A 25,581-nucleotide genomic window follows, 5' to 3' on the forward strand; every position below is an offset into this window, starting at 1 on the left:
CAATATAGGAGGGATACGAAGTTGGCTATAGATTCGATTATTATTAAAGGGGCAAGAGCCCATAACTTGAAAAATATCGACATTACGATTCCACGCGATAAATTCGTTGTACTGACAGGTCTTAGCGGATCGGGTAAATCATCGCTTGCGTTCGATACGATCTATGCAGAGGGGCAGCGTCGTTACGTAGAGTCGCTATCCGCCTACGCCCGTCAGTTTCTTGGACAAATGGAAAAGCCGGATGTCGATTCCATCGAAGGTCTTTCGCCGGCAATTTCGATTGATCAGAAGACTACGAGCCGTAACCCGCGTTCTACGGTTGGAACAGTAACGGAGATCTATGATTATCTGCGTCTGTTATTTGCTCGGGTCGGCAAGCCTCATTGTCCGGAGCATGGTATCCAGATTACTTCACAGACTGTAGAGCAGATGGTTGATCGGATTATGGAATATCCAGAGCGAACGAAGCTTCAAATTCTGGCACCTATTGTTTCGGGTCGCAAGGGTGAACATACCAAGCTTCTAGCTGACATTCAGAAGCAGGGCTTTGTTCGGGTACGTGTCAATGGCGAGCTTCGTGAATTAAGCGAGAAGATTGAACTGGAGAAGAACAAGAAGCATAGCATCGAGGTCGTTGTTGACCGAATCGTTGTGAAGGACGATATTCAGACTCGGCTTGCGGATTCACTAGAAACAGCACTTAAACTGTCTGGGGGTCAAGTACTCGTCGATGTCATGGAGAAGGAAGAGCTGATGTTCAGCTCCACACTCGCATGTCCAACTTGTGGATTTAGCATAGATGAATTAGCACCGCGAATGTTCTCATTTAACAGCCCCTATGGAGCATGTCCGGAATGTGATGGCCTTGGTGCCAAAATGATCGTTGACCCGGATTTACTTGTTCCAAACACGAGTAAAACGATTGAGCAAGGTGCTTTTGAGGCATGGGCGGGCAGCACCTCTAACTATTATCCGCAATTTATGGATGCGGTTTGCTTGCATTTTCAGATTCCCAAGGATGTTCCGGTCTCTGAGCTGACTGCCGAGCATATGAAGAAGCTTTTGTATGGAACGGGTGGCGAGCGTGTTCGATTCCGCTATGAGAATGATTTTGGACATTCCAAAGAAGCATTGGTGCCATTTGAAGGTATCATAAACAACCTGGAGCGTCGTTACCGAGAGACAGCCTCGGACGGCATTCGGGAGCATATTGAGCAGTATATGAGTGCGAAGCCATGCGCAAGCTGCAAAGGTCATCGGCTTCGTAAGGAAAGCCTGGCTGTTACGATTGGCAAGGAAAATATTGCACATGTAACCGCGCTTTCGATTGGGGCAGCAGAGCGTTTCTTTGAAGCGCTTGAGCTCAGCGAGAAGGATCGGACGATTGCTAACCTGATTTTGAAGGAAATAAACAGCCGTTTAGGATTTCTTGTGAATGTCGGTCTTGAATACTTATCTCTTAATCGTGCCGCAGGAACCCTCTCTGGTGGAGAAGCGCAGCGTATCCGTCTGGCCACACAGATCGGTTCTAGTCTGATGGGTGTTCTCTATATTCTTGATGAGCCAAGTATAGGTCTCCATCAACGGGATAATGACAAGCTTATTAAGACCTTGGAGCATATGCGTGACCTTGGTAATACGCTCATCGTTGTCGAGCATGATGAGGACACTATGCTCGCCTCCGACTATATTATCGATATCGGTCCCGGCGCGGGTATTCATGGCGGCCAAGTTGTCTCCATGGGGACTCCGCAGGAGGTGATGGCGGATGAGCATTCACTTACAGGTGCTTATCTCAGCGGACGTAAATTCATTCCAGTTCCACTGCAACGTCGGGTTACAAGTGACAAGTGGTTAGAAATCCGAGGGGCCAAGGAAAATAACCTGAAGGGGATTAACGTGAAGATCCCGCTAGGTGTCTTTTCAGCCGTAACCGGCGTATCAGGGTCAGGCAAATCGACACTTATAAATGAGATTCTATACAAAACGCTGGCACGTGATCTGAATAAAGCAAAAACACGTCCAGGAGAGCATAAAGAAATACGTGGCTTGGAGAATCTGGAGAAGGTCATTGAAATCGATCAATCACCGATCGGCCGAACACCGCGTTCTAACCCTGCCACGTACACAGGCTTGTTTGATGACATACGTGATGTGTACGCGACAACGAATGAGTCCAAGGTTCGTGGTTATAAGAAGGGAAGATTCAGCTTTAATGTTAAGGGCGGACGCTGCGAAGCTTGCCGAGGTGACGGAATCATTAAAATTGAGATGCACTTTCTTCCGGATGTCTATGTGCCATGTGAAATTTGCAAAGGCAAACGCTATAACCGAGAAACGCTTGAAGTGAAATATAAAGGCAAAAGTATTGCTGATCTGCTGGAGATGACTATCGAGGATGCCTGCGAGTTCTTTAAGAATATTCCTCGTATCCATCGCAAGCTTCAAACCTTGTTTGACGTCGGTCTGGGATATATGAAGCTTGGCCAACCGGCGACGACGCTCTCAGGCGGCGAGGCGCAGCGTGTGAAGCTTGCGGCGGAGCTGTATCGTAGAAGTACGGGGAAGACCTTATACATTCTCGATGAGCCTACGACAGGCCTTCATGTGGATGATATTGATCGCCTGCTGGTTGTCTTGCATCGTTTAGTTGATTCGGGCGAATCCGTTCTTGTCATTGAGCATAATCTGGATGTTATCAAAACAGCAGACTATATCGTTGATCTTGGACCAGAAGGAGGGAATGGCGGCGGCACGATCGTAGCTACGGGTACACCGGAGCAGGTTGTAAAAGTCGAAGCCTCTTACACAGGGCGCTATATGAAGCCAATTCTGGAGAGGGACCGTCAACGAACGATCGGGCAGCAGCATGCGGCTGAGAGTGTAGCAGCAGGTATAGCGGAATAAACTTAAAGTGAATACAGATTTGATTGGATAACAAAACGACCCCCTGATGCTATTGCCTAGGATTCTAATTCCAGCATTAGGATAAGGGGGTTGTTTATTTTGTTTAATCAAGTTAAGCAGCCTCGATCTACAGCAAGACCCGGCATCAACATGGACGCCGGGTCTTGTATCTTTACCGTTTCGATTAAACTGCTAAGATGGCAGTTAACTTTTCTTGGAATGCAGGAACGCCAACACGAAGTACATATTGGTGGAAGCTCTCGCCCGTTTCACGTCCGTCTTTGTAGAAATGAATCAATTGAACGAGAACGTCATTCAAATCATCGCCTTTAACACGGCCTTTGAGTGCTTGGTTGAACATAGCCCCAGGTCCTAGAATACCGCCGACTGCAATATCGAACGCATCGACCATGCCTTCTGGTGTTTTGACAAGTGCGCCTTGCAGACCGATATCAGCGATATGCTTCTGACCGCAAGCGTTCGGACAGCCAATGAAGTGAATACGAATTTTCTCATCCAAATCCACATGGTTATCCAAGTATTCAGCTACACGTCGTGCGCGTTCTTTGGTTTCAACAACAGCTAGGTTACAGAATTCATTACCCGTGCAGGAAACCGTACGGCTCATGAATGGTTTGGCTTTAGGAGACAAACGCTGTAGGATAGGTGCTTGAAGCACTTCTTCAATCTTATCTGTTGGGATACCAGCAAGGATGATATTTTGGGACATTGTTGTACGAATGGTACCATCGCCGTATTTGTCCGCGATATCAGCCAATTGTTCTAATTCATCCGAATTGGTACGACCCACCGGTACATTTAGACCAATAAAGTTCAAGCCTTCTTGCTTTTGTGGGTAGACACCGTCGTAATAAACAGCGTTCCATCCGGCAACCTTGCTCTCGCCTTTAGATGGCATTTCGCCGATGATATCGACTAGTTTCTCTTTAAATTTCTCTGGACCCCAGTCTGCCATGAGGAATTTCAGTCTTGCTTGGTGACGCTTCTCACGATAGCCATAATCACGGAAAATTTGCGTAACACCGACAGCAACCTTTAATGTATCTTCTGGACGTACAAACATATCAAGCTCTTTGGCCAGATGTGGTTTAGCCGACAAGCCGCCGCCAACGAAGATGTGGAAGCCAATTACTTCTTGACCGTCGATAACTTTTGTAGCCGGAACATAAGCAAGATCGTTAATCTCTGCATGTGCATTGTTATAAATGTTAGAAGAGATGGACATTTTATATTTGCGGGGCAGATTGGAAAAATCACGGTTCAATAGGAAGAAATCATTAATTTCTTCTACAATCGCACGAGTATCCATCAATTCATTTGTATCGATACCTGCAAGCGGGTTCCCAACAATTGTCCGCGGGCAGTCGCCGCAAGCTTCAAAGGAGTACAAACCAACCTCTTCAAGACGTTTGAATATGTCAGGTAGATTCTCGACACGCAGCCAGTGATATTGGATAGCTTGACGTGTAGTAACATCGATGAGGTCACGTCCGTAATCACGTCCAATTGAAGCGATTGCACGAGCCTGCGCAGATGTAAGGATACCTGAGTTGATACGAATACGCATCATAAAATGGCCGTCACGAGGCTTTTGCTCATATACGCCGGCCCACTTGAACCGATTCATATCATCTTCGGGAATGGAATCATAGCCTTCATTTGAATATTTATCGATAATCGTGCGAATAACATCCAAACCGTCTTTTTCCATTTTGACAAACTCAAATTTATTCAATTTGGATGGATCATTCATCCAAACAGCTTCGTACGCCATCAGTTTATGCCTCCTTATATTGACTACCGTTGTTACGCCGTAAATTCCGATAATTAAGGTATGAATATTCTATAAGAATGGTATCATATTTAGTTGTATCGAACAATGTCAAGGTGTTAGTTCATCTATAAGAATTTATTATGCCTTGCATATACAATGTTTATAATGAAAGGTAATTTGTGAAATGGTGACAAACTTGTTACGATTCTTAATAGATACTTGCATCGAGAGCGTGATGAGGATAACATAAGCTAATATAGGGTACGTGCGAAATTTAAGGAGGTCTCACCATGTTTCTTGCTGAAGCAGCTGCATCCACACTTTCAAAGTTTGATCCAATGGATATTTTCATGTTGCTATTTACGGTTGTCATCTTTATCGGCTGGGTTCGCCTGTTAATGGCACGTCCGAAGAAAAATCTTTTTGCGATCGGGTTCGCTACTGTTTCATTGTTGGTGTTCCTTTTTGCTAACTACGTAATGATTTTCAAAGTATGGTTGGCGTAGTTCCAACCTCTCATCCGTTTACATGAATAAGTGAAGTCTTTCAAAGCCGTTTAGATCTTGAGCACTCAAGATTTAGACGGCTTTTTTCGATATATACAGTGAGGCTGCGAATACCACTATAATTTAAAGGGGATTTAAAGAAAATGAAAACGGGGAAGATGAAGGCACTACTTGCTGCTGTATGTATTGCTGCTTCAGTTGCGACAGTTACAACTGTAGTCATGGCGGCTAGCGATGTGCAGACGACAACTGAGGGGCGAAGTAAGGCGGACATTATTCAAAAGTGGCAGCAATATAAGCCAATGGCCGTCGGATTTGATTATATGAATGGGATGAATATCTACGAGGAGCAGCCAAGTCTCCAAGCTCCTTACAAAGCAGGGAAGTTGAAGAAGGAATACATCCTTGATGGGATTAAGGCGGTTAACTTCATTCGATACTTGGCTGGGCTGCCAGATGACGTAAAACCTGACTGGAGTCTGGAGCTGCAGGAGCAGACAGGGGCGCTGGTTAATGCTGTGAATCAAAAGCTTACTCATACACCATCTAAGCCTGCAGATATGGACGAAGCTCAATATAAGCTGGGTTATGCGGGAACTAGTTCCAGCAATTTATATGCGGGTGATCCAACGCTGTATAGTAATGTGCTTGGTTATATGTCAGATAGCGATACCAGTAATATCGATCGGGTCGGTCATCGCAGGTGGATCATTAATCCAACAATGAAACAAACAATGTTTGGGTTCGTCTACTCCAAAACAGAGAATGATTATATGTATCCGTACGCAGCTCTGCATGCATTTAATCGGGAGCGGCCCAAGGATGAGGTCTCTTACAGCTATGTAAGCTGGCCAGCGGCGGGATATTTTCCATCTGAAGTGTTTGCACCTCAGGATGCATGGTCCGTTTCATTAAATCCTGATAAGTATGATAAGACGAGGGTAGAGGAAATACACGTAACCTTGACAAGGGTCAGTGACAATAAGAGCTGGAGCTTCGACAAGACCAATACAGATAAAAAGGGACGATATTTTAATGTGGAGACCGGTGGATATGGGATTCCCTTCTGCATTATTTTCAGACCGGATGCACTTGAGGCCATTAACAGCAATGATCAGTTCCGTGTAGATGTCTCCGGTATCTATGATAAAGGTGGAAGAACGACTTCTATCCAGTTCGAAACAAATTTCTTCCAGCTCATTCAGCCGGTTCAGTTCCGCGCACAATCATTATTGCTTAAAAAAGGGGAACAAATTCAATTGCAAACGGTTCAGCCGTCCTCTGTTTTAAGCAGTAATATAGATGGGAAGCTATATTCGGACCATCCAGAAGTCGCATCCATCAACATCACAGGTCAAGTTACCGCTTTGAAAGCTGGAACGACAGAAATACGCTATAAGAATTACTTTCAAGAGGAACAACGCGTGTCAATTGAAGTCGTGAACTCGAACTCTTCGGAAAAAGTGAGCGAATGGGCCATGGAAGCCTATACGAAGGCCAAAGGGAATGGAATTATAGGCAATTATCTGGATCGCAACTATCAAAAGCCGATTAACAGATTGGATTTTGCACAGGCGGCGGTTGACCTTTGTGAGAATATACTAGGCAAGCCGCTTGAAGGTATGGATTCACCCTTTAAGGACATAGATGATATCTCTGTTGGGAAGGCCGTAAAGAATGGTCTAATACAAGGGACCTCAACAGCTGCCTTCTCACCCTGGGAGACACTTACTAGGCAGGAAGCAGCATCACTTCTTATCCGCTTAAATGATAGGCTGAATCAACTGCTGCATAAGGATGGTTTCCCCACGGCCTCAACTAACTCCATCGCTAAATTCGCGGATGACTCGCAAATTACGGGTTGGGCTCGTGATAATGTATATAAAGCTGTTCAATTAGGTTTGCTGGGTGGGGTAGGACAAGGGAACTTTAACCCGCGTGGTCATTTGACACATGAGCAGACGTATATCATTCTAGAGAATGTATTTGAACGATTCATAACTAAAGCGTAACGGTTGATTCGAAAAAAATAACCTCCGGCCCTAGGGCTGGAGGTTATTCGTTATGGTTACACCCACCACATCTCGCCAATCGGCTCGCGGATTAGGATTTGTTGGAGATTTTGAACGGCTTTTGTGAAGCCCTCATCTACAGACATTAGTCCATCTTCGTGCTCAATGCTCACAACATAGTCGTAGCCTACGAGACGAAGTGCACTGATGATATCTGCCCATACTTTGAGGTCATGTCCATAACCTACTGTACGGAACTGCCAAGCGCGATCCAGCATCAGGCTGTAAGACTGCATGTCCGTAACGCCATGACGGTTAATGTTGATCGGATCAATGGATGTGTCTTTAGCATGGAAATGGTGAATAGCTCCCGCACGTCCAAGAATGTTGATTGCTTGTACCGGATCGATACCTTGCCACCACATATGACTCGGATCAAGGTTAGCTCCAATAGCGTCGCCGGCTGCTTCGCGCAAACGAAGCAAAGTCGCCGGGCTGTGAACCGAGAAGCCGCCGTGCAGCTCAAGGCCGATCTTTACATTGCTTTCTGCTGCGAACTTGCCGATTTCAGTCCAATAAGGGATAACTTTTTCTTCCCATTGCCATTTAAGGATATCTTGAAAATCATTCGGCCATGGGGCTACAGGCCAGTTTGGATATTTGGCATCCTCATGATCGCCGGGACATCCAGAGAACGTATTTACAACAGATACACCTAGCTCAGAAGCGAGCTCGATCGTTTTACGGATGATGGAATCATGCTCGATGGAAATTGCTTTTTGCGGGTGAAGCGGGTTGCCGTGGCAGCTTAACGCGCTAATAGTCAGGCCGCGGGAATCGATAGCTTGCTTAAAGGCTTTGAGCTTCCCTTTATCAGCGAGCAATGTATCAGGATCACAATGAGCGTTACCAGGGTAACCGCCAGTGCCAAGCTCTACGGCATCCAGACCTTTGGAAGCAATGTAATCGAGGGCCTCTTCAAACGGCTTTTGTGCAAATAGTACAGAGAATACACCAAGTTTCATAAGGTTTAATTAGCCTCCCATTATTATAAGTAGAATTTAATGAACCTATTATAGCATGGGCAATTAGGAAGGGTAACATTCGAATGTCCAAATAACAAAATTGCATATAAACAGGACACAAAACATGAGAGCAGCAATCCCCCACCAAATGAAGGGTTTCATCCTCATTGAATATCCCTGTTAAGAAACATAAAGAGCAAAATGAAATCAATTGTAATGTGAATTAATACTATCAGAACAATAAATTAATATTACTATAAGCTAATAGTTGGAATTTTTGGTTGTTAGAATCCCTAAGATATAGTAGAGTAATTCTAGTTATTCTAGCATTTTTTTCTAATACATTTATTGGATATTGGACGGAGGAAGAATATTGAGAAGAAATTGGTTGCGGTTTATAGCTCTAACTGCGATTGGAGCTCTGTTAATGGCTGGATCTGCAATTGCAGCAGGTACTGCAGGATCGACCCTACTTGACGCTAAGGTCATTAACGGAGAAGTCTACGTAAAGGCAAGCTCGCTCACGAAGGCGCTCGGCGGCACAGGAGTTTATGATGCAAAGGCAAACAGCTATGCGTACACGCCAGCATCGCAAGTGCCAGATGTAATTAAGAAAGTGTCCCCCTCTGTCGTAGCCATAATTGGCAAGCCAACAGACAGCAACAGCTCTGATCGATACGCATTGGCACATGGCACAGGTGTCGTGTGGAAAGCAGATGGTTGGATTTTGACGAATGCCCATGTTGTAAAGGATATGACGAATATTGTCGTGGTGACAGCTGACGGCAAACAATATGAAGGCAAACGTACGAATGTGGATGAGACTAGCGATCTGGCTCTCGTAAAAATAAGCGCGACGAATTTGAAACCAGCCACCTTTGCTTCCGTTCCGCTGCAGCTTCAAGTCGGAGAAACGGTTATTGCGATCGGTACACCGGTGTCGTTCACCCTTCGTAATACAGCAACCACTGGTGTTCTTAGCGGGATGAATCGTTCCATTGCATCGGCCTACAAGCTGCTTCAGACGGATGCGGCGATTAACCCAGGCAACAGCGGAGGACCGCTCGTCAATATGAAAGGCGAGGTTATTGGCATCAATTCATTGAAATTTGTCAGTTCCGGTATTGAGAGCTTGGGTTTCTCTATTCCAGCAGATACGGTTCGTTACGTAGTTAACCAATTTTTCAAATATGGCAGAGTTATGCATCCTTCCCTAGGTCTCGAGCTTGAAGAGAGCTGGTCTGCTATTGTGGGGCTGCCGACTACGGAGCCTTTGAAGGTTACATCGCTTACCAGCGACTCAGCGCGTAAAGCGAATATTAAGCCTGGAGATTTACTCTATTCGGTAGCTGGCAAAGCCATTACATCTGCCGTTGATCTTAATGAGCTGCTGAAGGCGTATCTTCCAGGACAGTCCATTGAAGTCACACTGCAATCCGGCGGAGATATCATCACACGCAAGCTCACACTCATCGAAGCCAAATAAGAAAAGTTATAGCGCTGCTAGCGCAAGGGAGAGAAATGTAGAAATGATGAAGCGATTAATTGGTATATTCACAGTGTTAAGTATGTTCGTTGCACTACTTCCTGCAGTTGTAGGTGCTGCGGCAGAGCCGCTTGAGATTAAGCTTGCGATTGGCAGCCCGACTCTTTCCGTGAATGGAGTAACATCGACCATTCAACAGCCTTTTCAAGTTAATGGAACTACACTTGTTCCGCTCAGTGTCATAACAAAGGCCTTCGGAGCTGGTCTAAAGCTGGAGAACAATAAAATCATTACACTAACGTATAACAAAACCTCTGTTATATTGACGATTGGCAGTAAAGTTGTCAAAGTTAATGGCGTTCCTTCAACGCTTGCAACGGAAACTAAGGTTGTGAATAACACAACAATGGTTCCGCTTCGCGTCATCGTTTCATCCTTCGGTGCAAGCATCCAGGCCGTGGGCAAGCAGATTACTATTAAAGGTGCTAAAGCAGATTCATCAGGTGGCACCAATGGAACCAATACAGGTGGAATTAACACAGACGCTGGTAAAACAAAGGTCGGAGACAGCTACTATGGTTGGTCCTTAGACTACCCGAGCGATTTATCACTTGCCTACCAGAGTGATAACGGGAACGGTACGGTATGGGCTGATGGTTCTGGGAATGCAAGCATTGAAATAACCATACATGATGTGGATCAATCTTATACTCGTGAAGAGCTTCGCGAATTTATGATTAGCTTTTTCAAGGACAATGAATTTGTAGTAGAGAAAAAGTCGGTTACTATCGGTGCTGCCACGTTTGAGAAAGTGGTAAGTCGTGATCGTGATGGCTGGTATTACGAAATGCGTGGCATTCAAAAAGACAATCGGATTTTTATTATCCTGACTTCTGTGAAGTCGAATTCACGTGATAGTCTCAATAAATACCAAACGCTGCTCGATAGCTTCAAAACTTCTTTTTCCGCGGGAGACAGTACTCTCAAGGATATAACCAAAGTGAAGAATGGTGTCATGACTGTTTATGACATGGACTATGGACTAGGCGTTCAATTACCAGCTGATTGGCTTCGTGATGACAAGAGCGACAAGCCAAGATTCGTTAGTGACGATGGCTATATGGATTTCTCTATTAGCTCCTTGAAGCAGGGTGAGACTGTTGATCAATGGCTAAAGAGAAATCGTCAGGATTTGGAAAGTGAATTTCAATCCGATTATTACCGAAATGTAACCGAATCAACAATCAAGCTCGTCAATGGTACGGCACAAGTATTAACCTATGAATATACGTGGGATAAAAAAGAATGGTACAAAGAGTATCAAGTATTCTTCGTATCAGGCGCGCATAAATATGAAGCGGATTTTTATTATTCGATGGACAATGCGAGCAAAGGTGAATCCTTGTTCAATCAAATCATGCCGACAGTAAATATTAATACAGCGTATGTAGATGCAAATTTCAGTGAAATTGAAGATGATCTGGATCTTGAGAATTTAACAGTTACGAAAACAAGTAAAAAGTATGGGTATTCTATTGTACTTCCGCAATCTTGGTACGGAGTGAAAAAAGATTTCGAGAAAGAAGAAATCTCTTATAACAGTAGGTACAGTTATTTCTTTCTGAATGTGGTTGAAGGCGTGACAGCAAGTGAAGCTGCGCAAAACATGCAGCACTATGCAGAGCAGGATAAAGATATGATAGCATCAAAAGCAAAGGTCACAGAAAACACCTCGATAACGGTAGGGAATAAAACCGGTTATAAAGTAGTAGTTGATGTGCCAGGCGAAGATACTCCTTATACATCCCTTTACTATATTTTTGAAAAGGGCGGTAAAGTATTTGCACTAACCATAAACATCAATACAGCTAACTACACAGAGAAGAACCGCAAGCAAATCGAGCAAGTTGTTGCTTCCTTTACACTTAATTAATGGAATAACGGATAGGATGGCACCGCAGGTTTCCGGTATATTACGGAAACCTGCGGTGTTTTGCCGTTTGAGGTGGATTCGCAGTTGTTGCTCTGGTACACTTAATACAAAATAAGCGATTGATAGATAAGGATGGCGAAAGGCTAGATGGGAACGATTAAACGGCAAGATGTTGAGCTGTTGGCACCTGCGGGCGATTGGGATTGTATGCGTGCTGCTGTTGCAAATGGAGCGGACGCGGTTTTTTTTGGTGTGGAGAAATTTAATGCAAGGGCAAGAGCCAACAACTTTCTGACCGATGAGCTGCCAGAAGTTATGGCTTTTCTGCACAGCTACGGTGTCAAGGGGTTTCTAACCTTTAATATATTAGTGTTTGAGAATGAGCTAGAAGAGGCGAAGCGGCTTATTGAAGCCTGTGTGGATGCAGGTGTTGATGCTGTTATTGTGCAGGATCTTGGCTTAGTTAAGCTGATTCGAGAGCTGTCGCCTGATTTCCCGATTCACGGTTCCACTCAAATGACAATTACCTCTCCAGAAGCTGTGGAATTCACCAAACCATTTGATATCGAACGGGTTGTGCTTGGACGGGAGAATAACCTGAAGCAAATTAAGACAATTGGCGAACAAGCGAAGCTTCCGATGGAGGTATTCGTACATGGCGCATTATGTGTGTCTTATTCTGGCCAATGCTTAACGTCCGAAATGTGGGGCGGCCGCTCGGCTAACCGCGGTGAATGTGCACAGGCCTGTAGATTGCCTTATGATCTGATGGTCGACGGTGAGCAGAAGCTGATGGGAGATATCACCTATTTACTCTCCCCCAAAGATTTAGCGGCGGTGGAGCTCGTGCCTGAATTGATCGAAGCGGGTGTAATGTCTTTCAAAATCGAGGGTCGTTTGAAAAGTCCAGAGTATGTCGCTAACGTGGTCAGCAAATACCGGACTGCGATTGATAAATATTTTGACGGTGACCGTTCCGCACCCTCTAAAGAGGACATGCGCGAGCTTCAACAAAGCTTCTCTCGCGGTTTTACTCATGGTTTCCTTGGAGGGACGAACAACAAGCAGTTGGTTGAGGGTACGTTTCCTAAGAGCCGCGGCGTATATCTGGGACGGGTGGAGAAGATTCTTCGCGATGCGATTATATGTCGGGTGGAAGCGCCGATCAAACGTGGTGACGGTATCGTGTTTGATGCCGGGGATCCGACGAAGAAAGAAGAAGGCGGCCGCATTTATGATCTGCGCAGGCAGGGAACTAAGCTGGAAGGCGAGGCTCAGGAAGGTACGATACTTGAGCTGGTACCTGGGCGCAATGACGTTGATCTGCGCCGTGTTCATGTTGGCGACCGGATATGGAAGACCAATGATCCGGCACTTGATCGTAGGCTTCGTGCGACCTTCGAGACCGAAAAGCCTTATCGAGTGTTTCCGCTTAGCGTGAAGGTAAGGGGATCGCTTGGTCAACCGCTTCACACTTGGTGGACAGACGTGCAGAAGGGAACGACTGTTGAGGTCTTCTCGGAGCTAGAGCTGGAGTTGGCTCAGAAGCGGCCGATGGATCAGGCGCTGCTCGAGGAGCAGCTTGGCCGACTAGGCGGTACCGTTTATCAGCTCGAATCGCTGGATGCGGAGCTGTACGGTGATTTGATCTTGCCGATGCGCGAGCTGAATCGGATGCGCCGCGTGGCTGTAGAGCAGCTCGCGGGTGAGAGGCCGAAGCCACCCGTGTATGTGAAACGGGAGGTTAGTGTTTACGCGGACGTGAGAACCGGCGCAGCCGCAGATTCAGCGCTGCAGCAGCCGGCAGCAGCGATGGATTCGCCGCTGGCGCAGCCGCGTAAGGCGGATCGCGCAGAGGGCGCGACCGCAGGTGCGAAGCTAACCGTGCTTTGCCGCAGCTTGCAGCAGCTGGAGGCTGCTGTCCGCTCCGAGGAAGTCGGCATGGTTTATGCCGATTTTGAGTTCATTAAGCAGTTTCCCGCTGCGATGGCACTTGCGCGGAGCGCAGGTAAGCCAATCGCGCTTGCAACGCCGAGGATTCATATGCCAGGAGAGAATGGCTACCATGCGAATATATTGAAATTACAGCCGGATGCTGTATTGATACGCAATACCGGAGCGTTGTACTATTATTTGCGAGCACATGCAGCAAAGCCAAATGAACCATTCCCGCAGCTAATCGGGGACTTCTCTCTTAATATCGCGAACCATAAAGCAGCGGATCTCTTCGTCGATGCAGGCTGCAATCTCATTACACCTTCGTATGATTTGAATGTACAGCAAATGTTCGATCTATTGCGTAATAGTGATACATCGAAGATGGAAGTTGTCATTCATCAGCATTTGCCGATGTTCCACACGGAGCATTGCGTATACTGTACGTTCCTAAGTGAGGGTACAGATTTCACGAACTGTGGTCGTCCATGCGAGGATCGTCGTGTTTCCTTGCAGGATCGAATTGGTATGTCTCATCCTGTCCGTGTTGATGAAGGCTGCCGCAATACGGTCTATAATGCAATTGAACAATCAGGTGCCGAGTATGTCAGACAATTTGCAGATCTTGGTGTTGCTTCCTTCCGAATCGAATTTTTGGAGGAAACAGCCGAGAAGGTGGATGAAGTTATCGAATTATATAGCAATGCGCTTGCGGGACGGATTACCGGTACGCAAGTATGGCGAAGCTTGAAGGCTATTAATCAGCTTGGCGTAACCCGTGGTCAGCTAGTTAAATAAAGGAATACGCTAAAGAGAGATCCGCTAAAGGGTCTCTCTTTTTTAATGCCTCCGGTTAAACGATATTTCCATTCCTGAATAATCATGACTTATGCAGTTCATTCCAATCGTTGGAAAACGATCAATAGTCATAGAAATGTAAACTAAAACCCGGAAAATCCCTTGACTTTTTGGAATCACCCCGATAATCACGAAGAATACCTTTTCTACTGGGTATACCTTCGAGATAATAGGTGATTTTCGTGAAACAAACCCTTGAAAATCCACGATTTCGTAAGCTTTCACAAGGCGAATGCGCGGGAGCGCCGGTCTTGCGATCACTTTGGGAAAAGTTCGACTTTTCTTTGCTCTTGATGCAAGCTGGGATATTCAAACGAAGCGGAGCTCCTTCATGGATGCTTTGCTTTATGTACATCATCGGATTGATCTCTGGATGCTCATCGGTTGTACAAATGAGCGAACTGGCTGGGAAAGATGCTCTACTTGAACTCATGTTTAAACCCTACAAACTCGCACAATACACGCTCAGCCGGTTCTTCACAGTTCCCCATGCATGGCTGACGTTTGGGAAAAAACGGGTTGCCAGGCTTCAGGAAGAACGGGAAACCGCGCTTCAAGAAGGCGATATTATTAATCTCGACGATACACATAGCGCCCATCCCTATGCAAAGAAACTGCCATTCCTGTGCTGGCTCAGGGACTCTTCATCCAAATCCTATAGCTGGTGCATGAACCTCGTTGTCCTTCAGGCCGTGCTCCGAAACGGACTCGAATATCCGTTGTTCTACCGCGTTTGGCGCAAAATGTCTGACGAGGAAACCGGCTTGACCAAGTTTGATTTAGCCAGACAAATGCTGCTCATGCTTCGCGAGTCGGTCACTTGCCGCCTCTGGGTAGCGATGGACCGATGGTATTTATGCAAAGACTTTTTCGTTTTCTTGCAAGAGCATTCCTTTGACTGGGTAACTAAAGCTAAGCGCAATACTGCACTGCATCGAAAGATTACAGTCCCCGGACGTCGTGATCGGTATGTACCTGTTACGGCGCGACAGCTTATTCAGGATACATACAAGCGCTTATCTACATCCAGCAAGAAGGGAATCTTCGCCATTTCAGTATCTGATATTTATATGAAAATACCTTATCTTGCTGAAGGGCGGAAAGGGCAACTTGTAACGAAACAACGCTTCGTTCCCCTTGCTGCCGTTGTCGCTATGCGGCTTAAAGAAGACGAGGAAAGCGTTGATGTGAAGGAAGATTCACCAGATGAACCGGCAACCTACAAAGGAGCCTACTTGATCATTAGCAACCGACATGATGCGCCAGATAAGGCGCTTGAAGTGTACGGAAAGCGTTGGCGTATAGAGGTGTTTTTCCGCGCGGCCAAACAAGAACTTGGCTTTGAAAAGTGCCACTCTACATCCGAAGCACATCAGCACGCGCACATGGAGTTACTTTTTGCTGCGGAGACGCTACTTGCCTATGCGTTATGGCAAGTAAACAAAGAAAAAACGAGTGATGAGAGCCACACCCACGGCGAAATGGTTCGCGGTCTCTTCCACACTCGTTGCCAGGTTCGCACAAGAAACCACAAGGGTTTAAAGCGAATCTACATCGATTTTGACATAGAGGCACGCCGTTTTGCAAGCCTTATTTCCGCATATTGGCCCAAAAATCTCTCCATGACCATGTGGCCGGTGCATTCAAGCATAGATTCTCACAATTACCGATTAATCTCATGAACTGCATAAGTCATGAATAATAAGTATATTAAGTTATTTATCAATTAATTAGAAAATATAACCAATAAAGTTTAAATATATAATATAATATTTTGTTAAAGGTTTTAAACTTTTAGAAGGGATTTGGCGAAATAAGGCGAATACTAGCACATATTAACTCTAATCACTGCAATGGGTATGCGTTCTTATTCGTCTATCGATTGGCAGTAAAAGGTGATCGTGGTGAGCATGCAAAATGAAGCAAAATGATAAATTATCGACACAGCAGGATATTCAGCTAATGGAAATATTAGCGTTGGAACAGATAATCTTGGATGGTCATATGCCTTCAATGGAGCAACTTTTTGTTGTTCCTGCGGAGATAAGAATGAAATCTCCCTTACTGCTTCGCGCAGAATGCGAGAATGGACTGCTGGATGGTCGGCTGCTCGAAACTCAGCAGCTGCTGGAAGCTGCACTGAAGGGCTTCGCTGCCCAAGCTGACGAAGCCTCCATGCTTGCTATGATGGGAATGCTCGGCTTACTTTATGAGCAGGTGGGCGATCGGCAAGAATCGCAGCCATTATTAGCGCTGCTTTGGCAAGAGTGGAGCCGAACGCCAGAATATTGCAGCGGGTTTGTTCCTTGGGCATTAGCAAGAGCTATAGCCAACGGCAGCCTGAAACCGGGTGAGCTTGAAGCTGCTGGTGCTGAAGAGCTTTTCCAAGAGGCGGCTGAGCGGTTCCGGCAGGAAAGAAAACCGCTTTGGGCAGGTTTTGTTCTACTGGACCGACTACTTTTTAATCCTGATCGTCTGCAATCTAATGATCCGGATTGGCAGCTATGGCTGAACTGGCTCAACCGACATCTAGGAGAACAACCCTATGGCAAAGCCTTATGCGAGGTATTGATGAGTCCACACCCAAGCATCGAAGCCTATGAAGCACTGCCCCTGCGATACTCCTATTTATGTAAAGCCATTTTAATGGATGTAGGTGAAGAGACGGTACCGTCTTCACTTGCTGGAGATATTGAAGTCCAATTCTATGCGTCATCTTCCAAGATAAAGCGTTTACTTGACAGCGATAATATTGAAGAAGCGGCTCATCTTCTTGAGATGCTCAAGCGTTATCATAAACGAGTTTCTACGCCAGGAACCGTTCGAGTTCTGCTTATGCTGCAGAAGAATTACGCAGCGCTGACTGGACAATCATCATTGAAGGTAGAAACGATAGCAACCCCGATGCCTGCAAGCAGCGCGGATAAAGAAACACGCCAAAATCAGAAGGAAGCTCCACCTAGTGCCGTGCATGCACACACAGGATTTCCCGCAGAGAAGTGGCAGGTCAAGCTAATCAACGGTATCCGGTTCATAACAGCGAACGATACCATTGTAGAACCCGTTTGGAAGCGACGAAAAGCAGGTGAGCTCTTAGTCTATTTACTGCTTCAGCCGAATTATAAATCGAACCGTGAAGAGGTGGTTGAGCGGGTTTTCGGAGAAGGAGAGCCCTCCAAGCGCTCCAACCAGCTTTATGTAACCCTGCATGACCTACGTCATTCCTTGAAAGAACTTGGAATGTCGGAAGATCTCGTTTATGCCAAGCGCGGCCTTATCGGGATTGAGGAGCATCATTTCACAAGCGTTGATGCCGAGACCTATTTAACGCTCTCTAGAGTTGGTGACCAGCTTTGGATGGATGATAGGGAGGCGGCGTGCCGCCTTTACGAAGAGGCGATGCCCCTATACGGCCAACTAGGCAAGGAGCTTCCTCATGCTGATTGGCTGGAGCGTGTAAAGGAACAGCTTTTGGATCGACAGACCGTTATGCTTAAACGGCTTGCGGTGTACGATATGGAGATTCATAACGAAGTACGGGCGGAACAGCGTCTTACGGATTGGATTTCCTTGCGACCTGATCAGGAGGACGCCTATGAAACTTTGATTCGACATTGTTTGAACCTCGGACGCAGGTCTGAGGCAATCGGTTGGTATAGACGGTTGGAAAAGATGTGTCTGGAAGAGCGGGGTATTGAACCACTTGAGGAAATTAGGCTGTTGATATGGAAATAAATGAGCAATCGCTGCAAGCTCCGTTATTTATCAGACGAAATGTGATGAATCGACTGCTTGTGGTGTACACGTTATCTTTTCTTGTAGGTATATGTGTTATGCGTCTGGAGCACGTGTATATTGCCGATTTCACTTTTCAGGATGTGCTGACTTTCCGTTTTCCTGCCATCATATTAGGTTCAGTTCTACTACTTCTTATGCTCTTGCTGTTCTCTTATTGGCGGCTCGATCCTGTTAGGACCCTGCTCAAGAACGGCCAATCTGAAGGAGATAGCTATATAGCTTTGAAACGCATTTTTCGATTGCCCTACGAGCTCTTAATTGTGCTGCTTACGCTGGGCTTCCTCCTATCGATAGGTGTTCATTTCATGGATGTCTGGAAGGCTGAGCCGAGGGACTGGCCGTTATTACTTGGAACAGTGGCAGGGGAGCAGAGCGCGATACTGAGTGTGGCCATTTTTGTATTCATATCCGTTCGTTGGCTTTTTCGGCCCCTTATTCTGCAGCTTAAGCCCTTGGCAGGTGATTTCTCCAAACGAGCTTCGATTGCGCAGCCGCTGCTTGTTACGTATGCGGGCACCTTTCTTGCTGCGATTCTGAATTTATTTGAGCTGGCGATACTGGAAACGGATCAGAATCGAACGATCAATCCGTATAAATTCGCTAGTATCGCTGGGTTCTATTTTATAATGGGTTTCTGTCTTTTCTTCTATGTCACTTTGCAATTCAGGCATGAGCTGCGTGGTCTCATTCGGAATATTCACAGCTTAGTTGGTACTCGGAAGCAGCTTAGCGGTACGATGCCTGTTATCTCGCATGATGAGGTCGGTGAGCTTGCAGTGGCGCTCAATGAACTGCAAGGCAGGGTAAACCGTGATTATGAATCATTTGAGAAAGAACTGAAGCTCGCTTATAACGTACAGCAGAAGCTTCTTCCGCCTGGTGATCTGACCATTGGCTCTTATCGAATTACCGCGCGCTGTCAGCCTTATCGTGAGGTAGGCGGGGATTTTTTTGACGTCGTGTCACTCAGTCCCAGTCGTTTTGCCGTTATGATCGGAGATGTCTCTGGAAAAGGAATGCCTGCCGCATTGCTCATGTCCGCGCAGCTGCTGCTCTTTCGCTCTGAAATAAGAAGGAATGGCAGTCCGGGGGAAGTACTAGCTCGGATGAATCGGCAGCTGTGCGAAGCGATGGGTGAAGAGGGCTCCGTCTCCATTGGTGTAGGTGTCATTGATCTATCAGCAGACACGGTGCTTTACGCCAGTGCAGGTCATCTCTCTCCTTATATCGTGACTAAAAATGGAAGCTTTACAGCCGTCGATTGCAGCTCGCTTCCCATTGGATTTGATGCGGAGGCCCAATATGAGGAGAAATGCTTGCAGCTTGCCTCGGGAGATCGATTCGTGCTTTATACAGATGGTTTAATTGAAGCAGAAGACGATAGCGGTAGGATGTATAGCTTTGAAGGACTCGAAGCGGAGCTGGCCACTTGGGAAGAAACCGTTGATATGGCGCAGTTGGTTGATGACTGGCTCTTGCGGATGGATGAGCGCTGTGGACCAGGAAATGATGATCGGACGGTGGTTATACTGGAGCTCGCTGGTGAATATCGAAGTGCAATGTCGAAGCTTGATGTCGCTGTATCCACCTCGGAACAGCCTCATGCTGCTGCTTTTTTCCAGAATCAATTTATGTCACGGGAATGGACATTCCGAAGTAAATTAGGAGAAGAACGTCAGGTAGCTTTGCAGCTTGGCAGGTGGATTGAGGAGAAGTGGCCGGAATCAACGGTACGCGATGATGTCCAGAGCGCGGTTGCCGAGGCCATGATTAATGCAATCGAGCATGGAAACAAGCTGCAGCCCAATTCTTATGTGACCGTTTTGGCTCAAATTGGGAGTATGCTATCTGTTTGCAAAATATACGACGAGGGCGGGGGGTATTTCCCACGTGTATCTCGGGATGAAGATGAAATGCTTAAGAAGCTGGAGTCCGATGATCCTCGTGGCTGGGGGCTAGTCATGATTGATTCCCTGGCTGATTATTGGGCGACGGGTCGCGATGATCGTGGATTTTATACCGAGCTGTATTTCATGCGCAAAACCAAATCTTTCGAGGATGAGTGATAAGTGAGAGGAGTGGTAGCTGATGGAACAACCATTTTCACTGGAAACAAAGCAGTTTCCCCATGGTTTGGTACTTAAATTATATGGAGAACTGACCAGATCTGCAGAGAAGGAATTAATAGGAGACTTTGCAGGAAGCAGCGATCTAGGATCAAGCATTCGCTTCCTTGCACTTGATATCTCGCAAGTTGCCTATATTAATAGTGGTGGTATGGCCTTACTGATCCGCCTTGCACGAATGGGGCGCAAAGCAGGCGCTCATACCTTTGCTTGGGGGGTCACGCCCCACTACGAAAAGCTGTTTCGGATGGTGGGTCTAACGGAATATCTGATGCTGTATCCGAATGAATTTGCAGTCTTAGAGCGTATTGATGCATTAGAGCTTTAAGAGGAATGTGATTCCATTGACATTGCTTAGGCGGTTGAATAGACTTTTTATAGGAAATGCAATCGTAGTACGGAGGTCATGATGCAGCAGCAATCGGCAATTTATGGACAATGGAGACATGTATTTAAGCTGGACCCTGACCGTGAAATAAGTGATGAAGCGTTAGATGCCATATGCATGTCGGGTACGGATGCCATTATCGTTGGCGGTTCAAGTGGCGTTCACTATGATAATACGGTAGATCTTATGTCTCGCATTCGGCGGTATGAGGTGACTTGTGCACTTGAGGTATCTAACGAAGAATCAGCGGTACCGGGATTTGATCATTATTTCATACCGCTCGTACTGAATACGGGAGATGCGGAATGGATCGCGGGCCGGCAGATTCGAGCGCTGCGGAAGTTTGGTGCATTTATACCGTGGGAGCACACGTCAGCAGAAGGTTACTTGATTTTGAATCCGGATTCCGTGGTGGCAAGGCTGACGGGTGCGCAGACAGACCTAGATGCGGATGGTGTTGGGGCACATGTGTATATGGCTGATCGGCTGATGCGATTGCCCATTGTCTATCTAGAATATAGCGGGAAGTTTGGTGATATGGAGCTTATTAAGCGTGTTGGCCGTATGCTGACAAGCGCGCAGCTTTTCTATGGCGGAGGCATTGATACAGCAGATAAAGCGAGACAAGCGGCGCGAATAGCCCATACGGTCATTGTGGGAAACATCATTTATGACAGTCTTGAAGCGGCGCTTACGACGGTACAGGCTGTACATGACATAGCGATAGGCCAGTTTCACGAATAAGAACAGAACAACACAAACGCAGAGTATCGACATAAGCGGTTTTCAGAATGAATCGAGTACGCATACACGGTTCGTTCGGAGAACCGTTTTTCATTGAATCGTTTCCTAAAATAGACATCTTATATTCTTGTGGGATTCCCTGTAAAATCGATGTTTTTAATTGACACAGCAAGGCCTGATGTCTAGACTTAAGCTAGGCGAACAAATGCGAACAAAGGAGTTAAACCCACTCTATGTTAAATGAATTTAGTATCGATCAAGCAGTAAAAAAGCTTAATCCTCCCCAGCAGGCAGCGGTTCAAGCGACGGAAGGACCTTTGCTTATAATGGCGGGAGCGGGCAGTGGTAAGACACGCGTGCTCACACACCGCATTGCATATCTAATTGAGAAAAGACGAGTGGCGCCATGGAGCATACTGGCGATTACCTTCACGAATAAAGCTGCACGTGAGATGCAGGAGCGGGTTGGCGCATTAGTAGGCCCATCTGGACGAGATATATGGGTTTCTACTTTTCACTCCATGTGCGTCCGTATTTTGCGTAAGGATATTAATCGAATTGGATTTACGAATAGCTTCTCTATTCTTGATTCCTCTGATCAGTTGTCTGTTATTCGCAATTGTATGAAGGATCAGAATATTGATGTGAAGAAGTTTGAGCCCAAGAGTGTGCAGGCGGCCATTGGCGCAGCGAAGAATGAATTGATCTCACCCGAGCAGTTCGAGCGCAAAATCGGTGATTATTTTGATCAAATCGTAGCCCAAGTCTATACCTCTTATCAGAAACGGCTTAAGAGCAATAATTCACTTGATTTTGACGATTTGATTATGAAAACCATTCAATTATTTAACGATGAACCGGATGTGCTGAAGTTCTATCAGAATAAATTCCGCTATATTCATGTAGATGAGTATCAGGATACGAACCGGGCGCAGTATATGCTCTGTAACATGCTGGCGGACAATCACCACAATATTTGTGTTGTTGGTGACAGCGATCAATCGATCTATCGCTGGCGTGGTGCGGATATTACGAATATCTTGAACTTTGAGAGTGATTATCCGGAAGCTAAGGCTATACTGCTAGAGCAGAACTATCGGTCGACGGCGAATATTCTGAATGCGGCGAACGCAGTCATCAAGCAAAATTCGGGTCGGAAGGATAAGAAGCTGTGGACGGATCAAGGTGAAGGCGAGACGATAACGATCCATCAGGCGGATTCCGAGCATGAGGAAGGTTATTTTGTAACGGGTAAAATTCGTGAGCATGTGTCTAAGGGCCGCAAGTTCAGCGATCATGCGATTCTTTATCGCGCGAATGCGCAATCAAGGGTAATAGAGGAAACGCTCATTAAATCTGATATTCCGTATCAAATTGTTGGCGGCGTCAAATTCTATGATCGAAAAGAGATTAAAGATTTACTTGCCTATTTGCGTCTCCTATCCAATCCAGACGATGATATATGTTTCGAACGCATTGTTAATGTTCCTAAACGGGGAATAGGTGACACGACCGTTGCCAAGCTATCAGGAGAAGCGGGGCTGCGCGGCATTTCAATCTTTGCACTGCTTGAGCAGCTTGATTGGCTGGAACTGTCTGGCCGCGCTCGAACTGCACTCAGGGAATTCCACGATATGATCGACAATTTAACGCGGATGGTCGAATATTTATCTGTAACGGAGCTTACGGAGAAAATTCTTGAGCTGAGCGGTTATCGGGATGAGCTGAAGCGTGAGAATACGCTGGAATCGAAGGCTCGGCTTGAGAATATTGATGAGTTTTTGTCCGTAACGCAAGAATTTGAGAAGCGTAATGAAGATAAAACACTTCTTAGCTTTCTAACGGATCTTGCTCTTATTGCGGATATTGATTCTATGGGTAAGGATGAGCCTGAAGAAGGCATTAAGGATGCGGTTGTGCTCATGACCATGCACAGCGCCAAAGGTCTCGAATTCCCAGTCGTCTTTATCATCGGAATGGAGGAGGGTCTATTCCCTCACAGCCGGACGCTGATGGATAACGATGAGCTAGAGGAAGAACGTCGTCTGGCCTACGTTGGCATTACAAGAGCAGAAAAGCAGCTCTATATGACCTGTGCAAGGTCACGTACCTTATATGGTCGCACCAGTATGAACATGCCATCGCGGTTTCTTAAGGAAGTACCGGATGAGCTTAAGACAGAAGCGACTCGGGAAGGCTTTGGATATCGCGGAGGATCAGGAACAGCCGCTGGCAATCGACCAGGATTCAGCGGACAGTCGCCTATCGGCGCAGGCAGACCAGCTATTGGCTTTGGAGCTAAGGGGGCTGCAGGACCGATAACTGGAGGTAGGAGCAGCAGTGGAGTCCAGGTTAGCACACCACTGGATGCCGCCAAAGCAGCTGGAGCTGCAGCGGGTGGAGGAGAAGCTAGCAAAGACTTTACTGCAGGTGACAAAGTTTCGCATGCGAAGTGGGGGATAGGCACCGTAGTTTCCGTACGCGGTGCTAATAATGATAAGGAACTGCAAATTGCGTTTCCAGCTCCAGTAGGACTTAAAAAGCTGCTTGCCAGCTTTGCACCAATAACGAAAGTATAAGTGACGTGAGTGAGAGAGGAAGAGTGGCCCAATGACGACTGCAATGGAGCCTGAACATACTATACAGCCGGAGCAGCTTGCTCGGATGCATGAGCTTGTGAATCAGCTCGAACAGCATAACTACAGCTATTACACACTGGACCAGCCGACAATCAGTGATAAGCAATATGATGTCTTATATGACGAGCTTATTCAGCTAGAGCAGCTAACGGGCTATATACTGCCGGATTCCATAACGCAGCGGGTTGGCGGTGATATTCTCAAGGGCTTTGAGCCCCATCGTCATCGCTCTCGCTTGTGGAGCCTTGATAAGGCGCAGGATCAAGAAAGTGTCTTAACTTGGAACACGCGTGTGTGCAAGGCTATCGCTGACTATAATTCCAAAAATCCAGAGCTTCAGCCATTACCAGCTCCAAGCTATGTGATTGAACTGAAGTTCGACGGATTAACACTTAACCTTACCTATGATGAGGGCCGGCTTGTTCAGGCTTCCACCAGGGGGAATGGTGTCATTGGAGAAGGTATACTCGCACAGGTAAAGACAATCAAATCGATTCCGCTAACCATACCTTTTTCCAATGGGGTTATTGAGGTGCAGGGCGAGGGCATTATGAATTTATCCGTACTTGAGGCGTACAACAAGACTGCGGTGGAGCCACTTAAGAATGCACGGAATGCAGCAGCGGGCGCTCTTCGTAACCAAAATCCTCGAATTACAGCGGAGAGAAAGCTGAATGCTTTTTTCTATAATATTGGCTACGCCGAAGGTGTTGAGTTCGAGAAACACCAAGAGATGCAGCAATTCTTGCGTGACAATCGCTTCAAGATCAATCCATATGCCATCTACTGCGATACGATCGAAGAGGTTCAAGCGGAGCTGGAGCGGGTAACGGCAATGCGTGGGGATCTTGATTATCTCATTGATGGTGCAGTTGTGAAGCTGACGGATATACGCACCCGAGATGCGCTTGGCTACACGGACAAATTTCCGCGTTGGGCGGTAGCCTTCAAATTCGAGGCTGAAGAAACGACCACTGTACTCGAATCTGTGTCATGGGAGGTTGGACGTACTGGCAAAATAACACCGTTAGCGCGTCTGGAGCCAGTCGAGCTGGCAGGTGTGACTGTTCAGAACTGTACCCTCAACAATGTAGGAGATATTGAACGTAAGAATTTAAAATATGCGCTAGGCACACAAGTGTTCATCCGTCGCTCGAATGATGTCATTCCCGAAATTCTAGGTAAAGCTGATGATGAGCCAGGTGGGGAAATTGTAACACCTGTTGTGTGTCCGTCCTGCGGCTCCGTTTTAGAGATGAAAGGCGCTCATTTGTTCTGCCTTAACAAGCTAGCATGTAAGCCCCAAACGATCGGGAGAATTACACATTTCTCCTCTCGTGATGCAATGGATATTGAATCATTCAGTGTCATGACGGCGGAGCAGTTGTTCGATGAGTGTGGGGTGCGAGACCCGGCTGATCTATACGAA

The 25,581-nt window shown here is 46.4% G+C and carries 15 protein-coding genes (1 of these 15 only partly in view); 13 read left to right on the plus strand and 2 right to left on the minus strand.

Annotated elements, in window-relative coordinates; genetic code table 11:
• The first annotated feature begins 21 nt into the window (after positions 1-21).
• Positions 22-2,907 (plus strand): excinuclease ABC subunit UvrA, encoded by a 2,886-nt coding sequence (gene uvrA, locus EKN16_RS26235; protein WP_125663814.1) that lies wholly within the window; start codon positions 22-24, stop codon positions 2,905-2,907.
• Between the two features lie 184 nt (positions 2,908-3,091).
• Here uvrA and EKN16_RS26240 read toward each other — a convergent pair whose 3' ends face one another.
• Entirely contained in the window at positions 3,092-4,702 is a 1,611-nt protein-coding gene (locus EKN16_RS26240; protein ID WP_125663816.1) for a nitrite/sulfite reductase, read from the minus strand.
• Positions 4,703-4,992: 290 nt separating this feature from the next.
• Between EKN16_RS26240 and EKN16_RS26245 the strand changes: the two genes are divergently transcribed.
• The gene (locus EKN16_RS26245) at positions 4,993-5,208 is read left to right on the plus strand and encodes a hypothetical protein (protein ID WP_125663818.1); all 216 of its coding nucleotides are present in this window, start codon (positions 4,993-4,995) and stop codon (positions 5,206-5,208) included.
• A 143-nt stretch (positions 5,209-5,351) separates the two neighbouring features.
• Positions 5,352-7,220, plus strand: coding sequence for an S-layer homology domain-containing protein (locus EKN16_RS26250; protein ID WP_125663820.1), 1,869 nt, complete (start codon positions 5,352-5,354; stop codon positions 7,218-7,220).
• Between the two features lie 56 nt (positions 7,221-7,276).
• On the opposite strand, the gene EKN16_RS26255 is transcribed toward EKN16_RS26250, so the two are convergent.
• The gene (locus tag EKN16_RS26255) at positions 7,277-8,245 is read right to left on the minus strand and encodes a sugar phosphate isomerase/epimerase family protein (protein WP_125663822.1); all 969 of its coding nucleotides are present in this window, start codon (positions 8,243-8,245) and stop codon (positions 7,277-7,279) included.
• Between the two features lie 373 nt (positions 8,246-8,618).
• Between EKN16_RS26255 and EKN16_RS26260 the strand changes: the two genes are divergently transcribed.
• From EKN16_RS26260 to ligA, 10 genes are all read left to right on the plus strand, one after another.
• The gene (locus tag EKN16_RS26260; protein WP_375782105.1) at positions 8,619-9,731 is read left to right on the plus strand and encodes a S1C family serine protease; all 1,113 of its coding nucleotides are present in this window, start codon (positions 8,619-8,621) and stop codon (positions 9,729-9,731) included.
• Positions 9,732-9,774: 43 nt separating this feature from the next.
• Positions 9,775-11,664 carry a copper amine oxidase N-terminal domain-containing protein gene (locus EKN16_RS26265; protein ID WP_125663824.1) on the plus strand — a complete coding sequence of 630 codons (1,890 nt, stop codon included), beginning with the start codon at positions 9,775-9,777 and terminating at the stop codon, positions 11,662-11,664.
• Between the two features lie 147 nt (positions 11,665-11,811).
• Positions 11,812-14,397, plus strand: a complete 2,586-nt coding sequence (locus EKN16_RS26270; RefSeq protein ID WP_125663826.1) for a U32 family peptidase — start codon at positions 11,812-11,814, stop codon at positions 14,395-14,397.
• A 242-nt stretch (positions 14,398-14,639) separates the two neighbouring features.
• Positions 14,640-16,139: a transposase gene (locus EKN16_RS33835; protein WP_375782107.1), complete on the plus strand. Its 1,500-nt coding sequence runs from the start codon at positions 14,640-14,642 to the stop codon at positions 16,137-16,139.
• Between the two features lie 235 nt (positions 16,140-16,374).
• Positions 16,375-18,192 (plus strand): AfsR/SARP family transcriptional regulator, encoded by a 1,818-nt coding sequence (locus EKN16_RS26280; protein ID WP_125663829.1) that lies wholly within the window; start codon positions 16,375-16,377, stop codon positions 18,190-18,192.
• A complete protein-coding gene (locus EKN16_RS26285) occupies positions 18,183-20,321 on the plus strand; it encodes an ATP-binding SpoIIE family protein phosphatase (protein ID WP_125663831.1) in 2,139 nt (712 codons plus the stop codon). The genes EKN16_RS26280 and EKN16_RS26285 overlap by 10 nt, the downstream gene beginning before the upstream one ends.
• A 22-nt stretch (positions 20,322-20,343) precedes the next feature.
• A complete protein-coding gene (locus EKN16_RS26290; protein WP_125663833.1) occupies positions 20,344-20,709 on the plus strand; it encodes an STAS domain-containing protein in 366 nt (121 codons plus the stop codon).
• A 78-nt stretch (positions 20,710-20,787) separates the two neighbouring features.
• Positions 20,788-21,513, plus strand: a complete 726-nt coding sequence (gene pcrB, locus EKN16_RS26295) for a heptaprenylglyceryl phosphate synthase (protein WP_125663835.1) — start codon at positions 20,788-20,790, stop codon at positions 21,511-21,513.
• A 233-nt stretch (positions 21,514-21,746) separates the two neighbouring features.
• Positions 21,747-24,092, plus strand: coding sequence for a DNA helicase PcrA (gene pcrA / locus EKN16_RS26300; protein ID WP_125663837.1), 2,346 nt, complete (start codon positions 21,747-21,749; stop codon positions 24,090-24,092).
• A gap of 31 nt (positions 24,093-24,123) precedes the next feature.
• Positions 24,124-25,581: the 5' portion of an NAD-dependent DNA ligase LigA gene (ligA, locus tag EKN16_RS26305; protein ID WP_232016034.1), read on the plus strand. 588 nt of this gene lie beyond the right edge of the window; 1,458 of the gene's 2,046 nt are visible here — the first part of the coding sequence; its start codon is at positions 24,124-24,126; its stop codon lies beyond the right edge, outside the window.

Origin of the sequence: Paenibacillus baekrokdamisoli (assembly GCF_003945345.1) — a bacterium.
GTDB classification, from domain to species: Bacteria; Bacillota; Bacilli; order Paenibacillales; family Paenibacillaceae; genus Paenibacillus_Z; species Paenibacillus_Z baekrokdamisoli.

Excerpts from the sequence above, each read along its gene's own strand:
- EKN16_RS26240 (WP_125663816.1), bottom strand. The coding sequence starts at position 4,702 with ATGGCGTACGAAGCTGTTTGGATGAATGATCCATCCAAATTGAATAAA.
- EKN16_RS26245 (WP_125663818.1), top strand. The coding sequence starts at position 4,993 with ATGTTTCTTGCTGAAGCAGCTGCATCCACACTTTCAAAGTTTGATCCA.
- EKN16_RS26250 (WP_125663820.1), top strand. The coding sequence starts at position 5,352 with ATGAAAACGGGGAAGATGAAGGCACTACTTGCTGCTGTATGTATTGCT.
- EKN16_RS26255 (WP_125663822.1), bottom strand. The coding sequence starts at position 8,245 with ATGAAACTTGGTGTATTCTCTGTACTATTTGCACAAAAGCCGTTTGAA.
- EKN16_RS26265 (WP_125663824.1), top strand. The coding sequence starts at position 9,775 with ATGATGAAGCGATTAATTGGTATATTCACAGTGTTAAGTATGTTCGTT.
- EKN16_RS26270 (WP_125663826.1), top strand. The coding sequence starts at position 11,812 with ATGGGAACGATTAAACGGCAAGATGTTGAGCTGTTGGCACCTGCGGGC.
- EKN16_RS26280 (WP_125663829.1), top strand. The coding sequence starts at position 16,375 with ATGAAGCAAAATGATAAATTATCGACACAGCAGGATATTCAGCTAATG.
- EKN16_RS26285 (WP_125663831.1), top strand. The coding sequence starts at position 18,183 with ATGGAAATAAATGAGCAATCGCTGCAAGCTCCGTTATTTATCAGACGA.
- EKN16_RS26290 (WP_125663833.1), top strand. The coding sequence starts at position 20,344 with ATGGAACAACCATTTTCACTGGAAACAAAGCAGTTTCCCCATGGTTTG.
- pcrB (WP_125663835.1), top strand. The coding sequence starts at position 20,788 with ATGATGCAGCAGCAATCGGCAATTTATGGACAATGGAGACATGTATTT.
- pcrA (WP_125663837.1), top strand. The coding sequence starts at position 21,747 with ATGTTAAATGAATTTAGTATCGATCAAGCAGTAAAAAAGCTTAATCCT.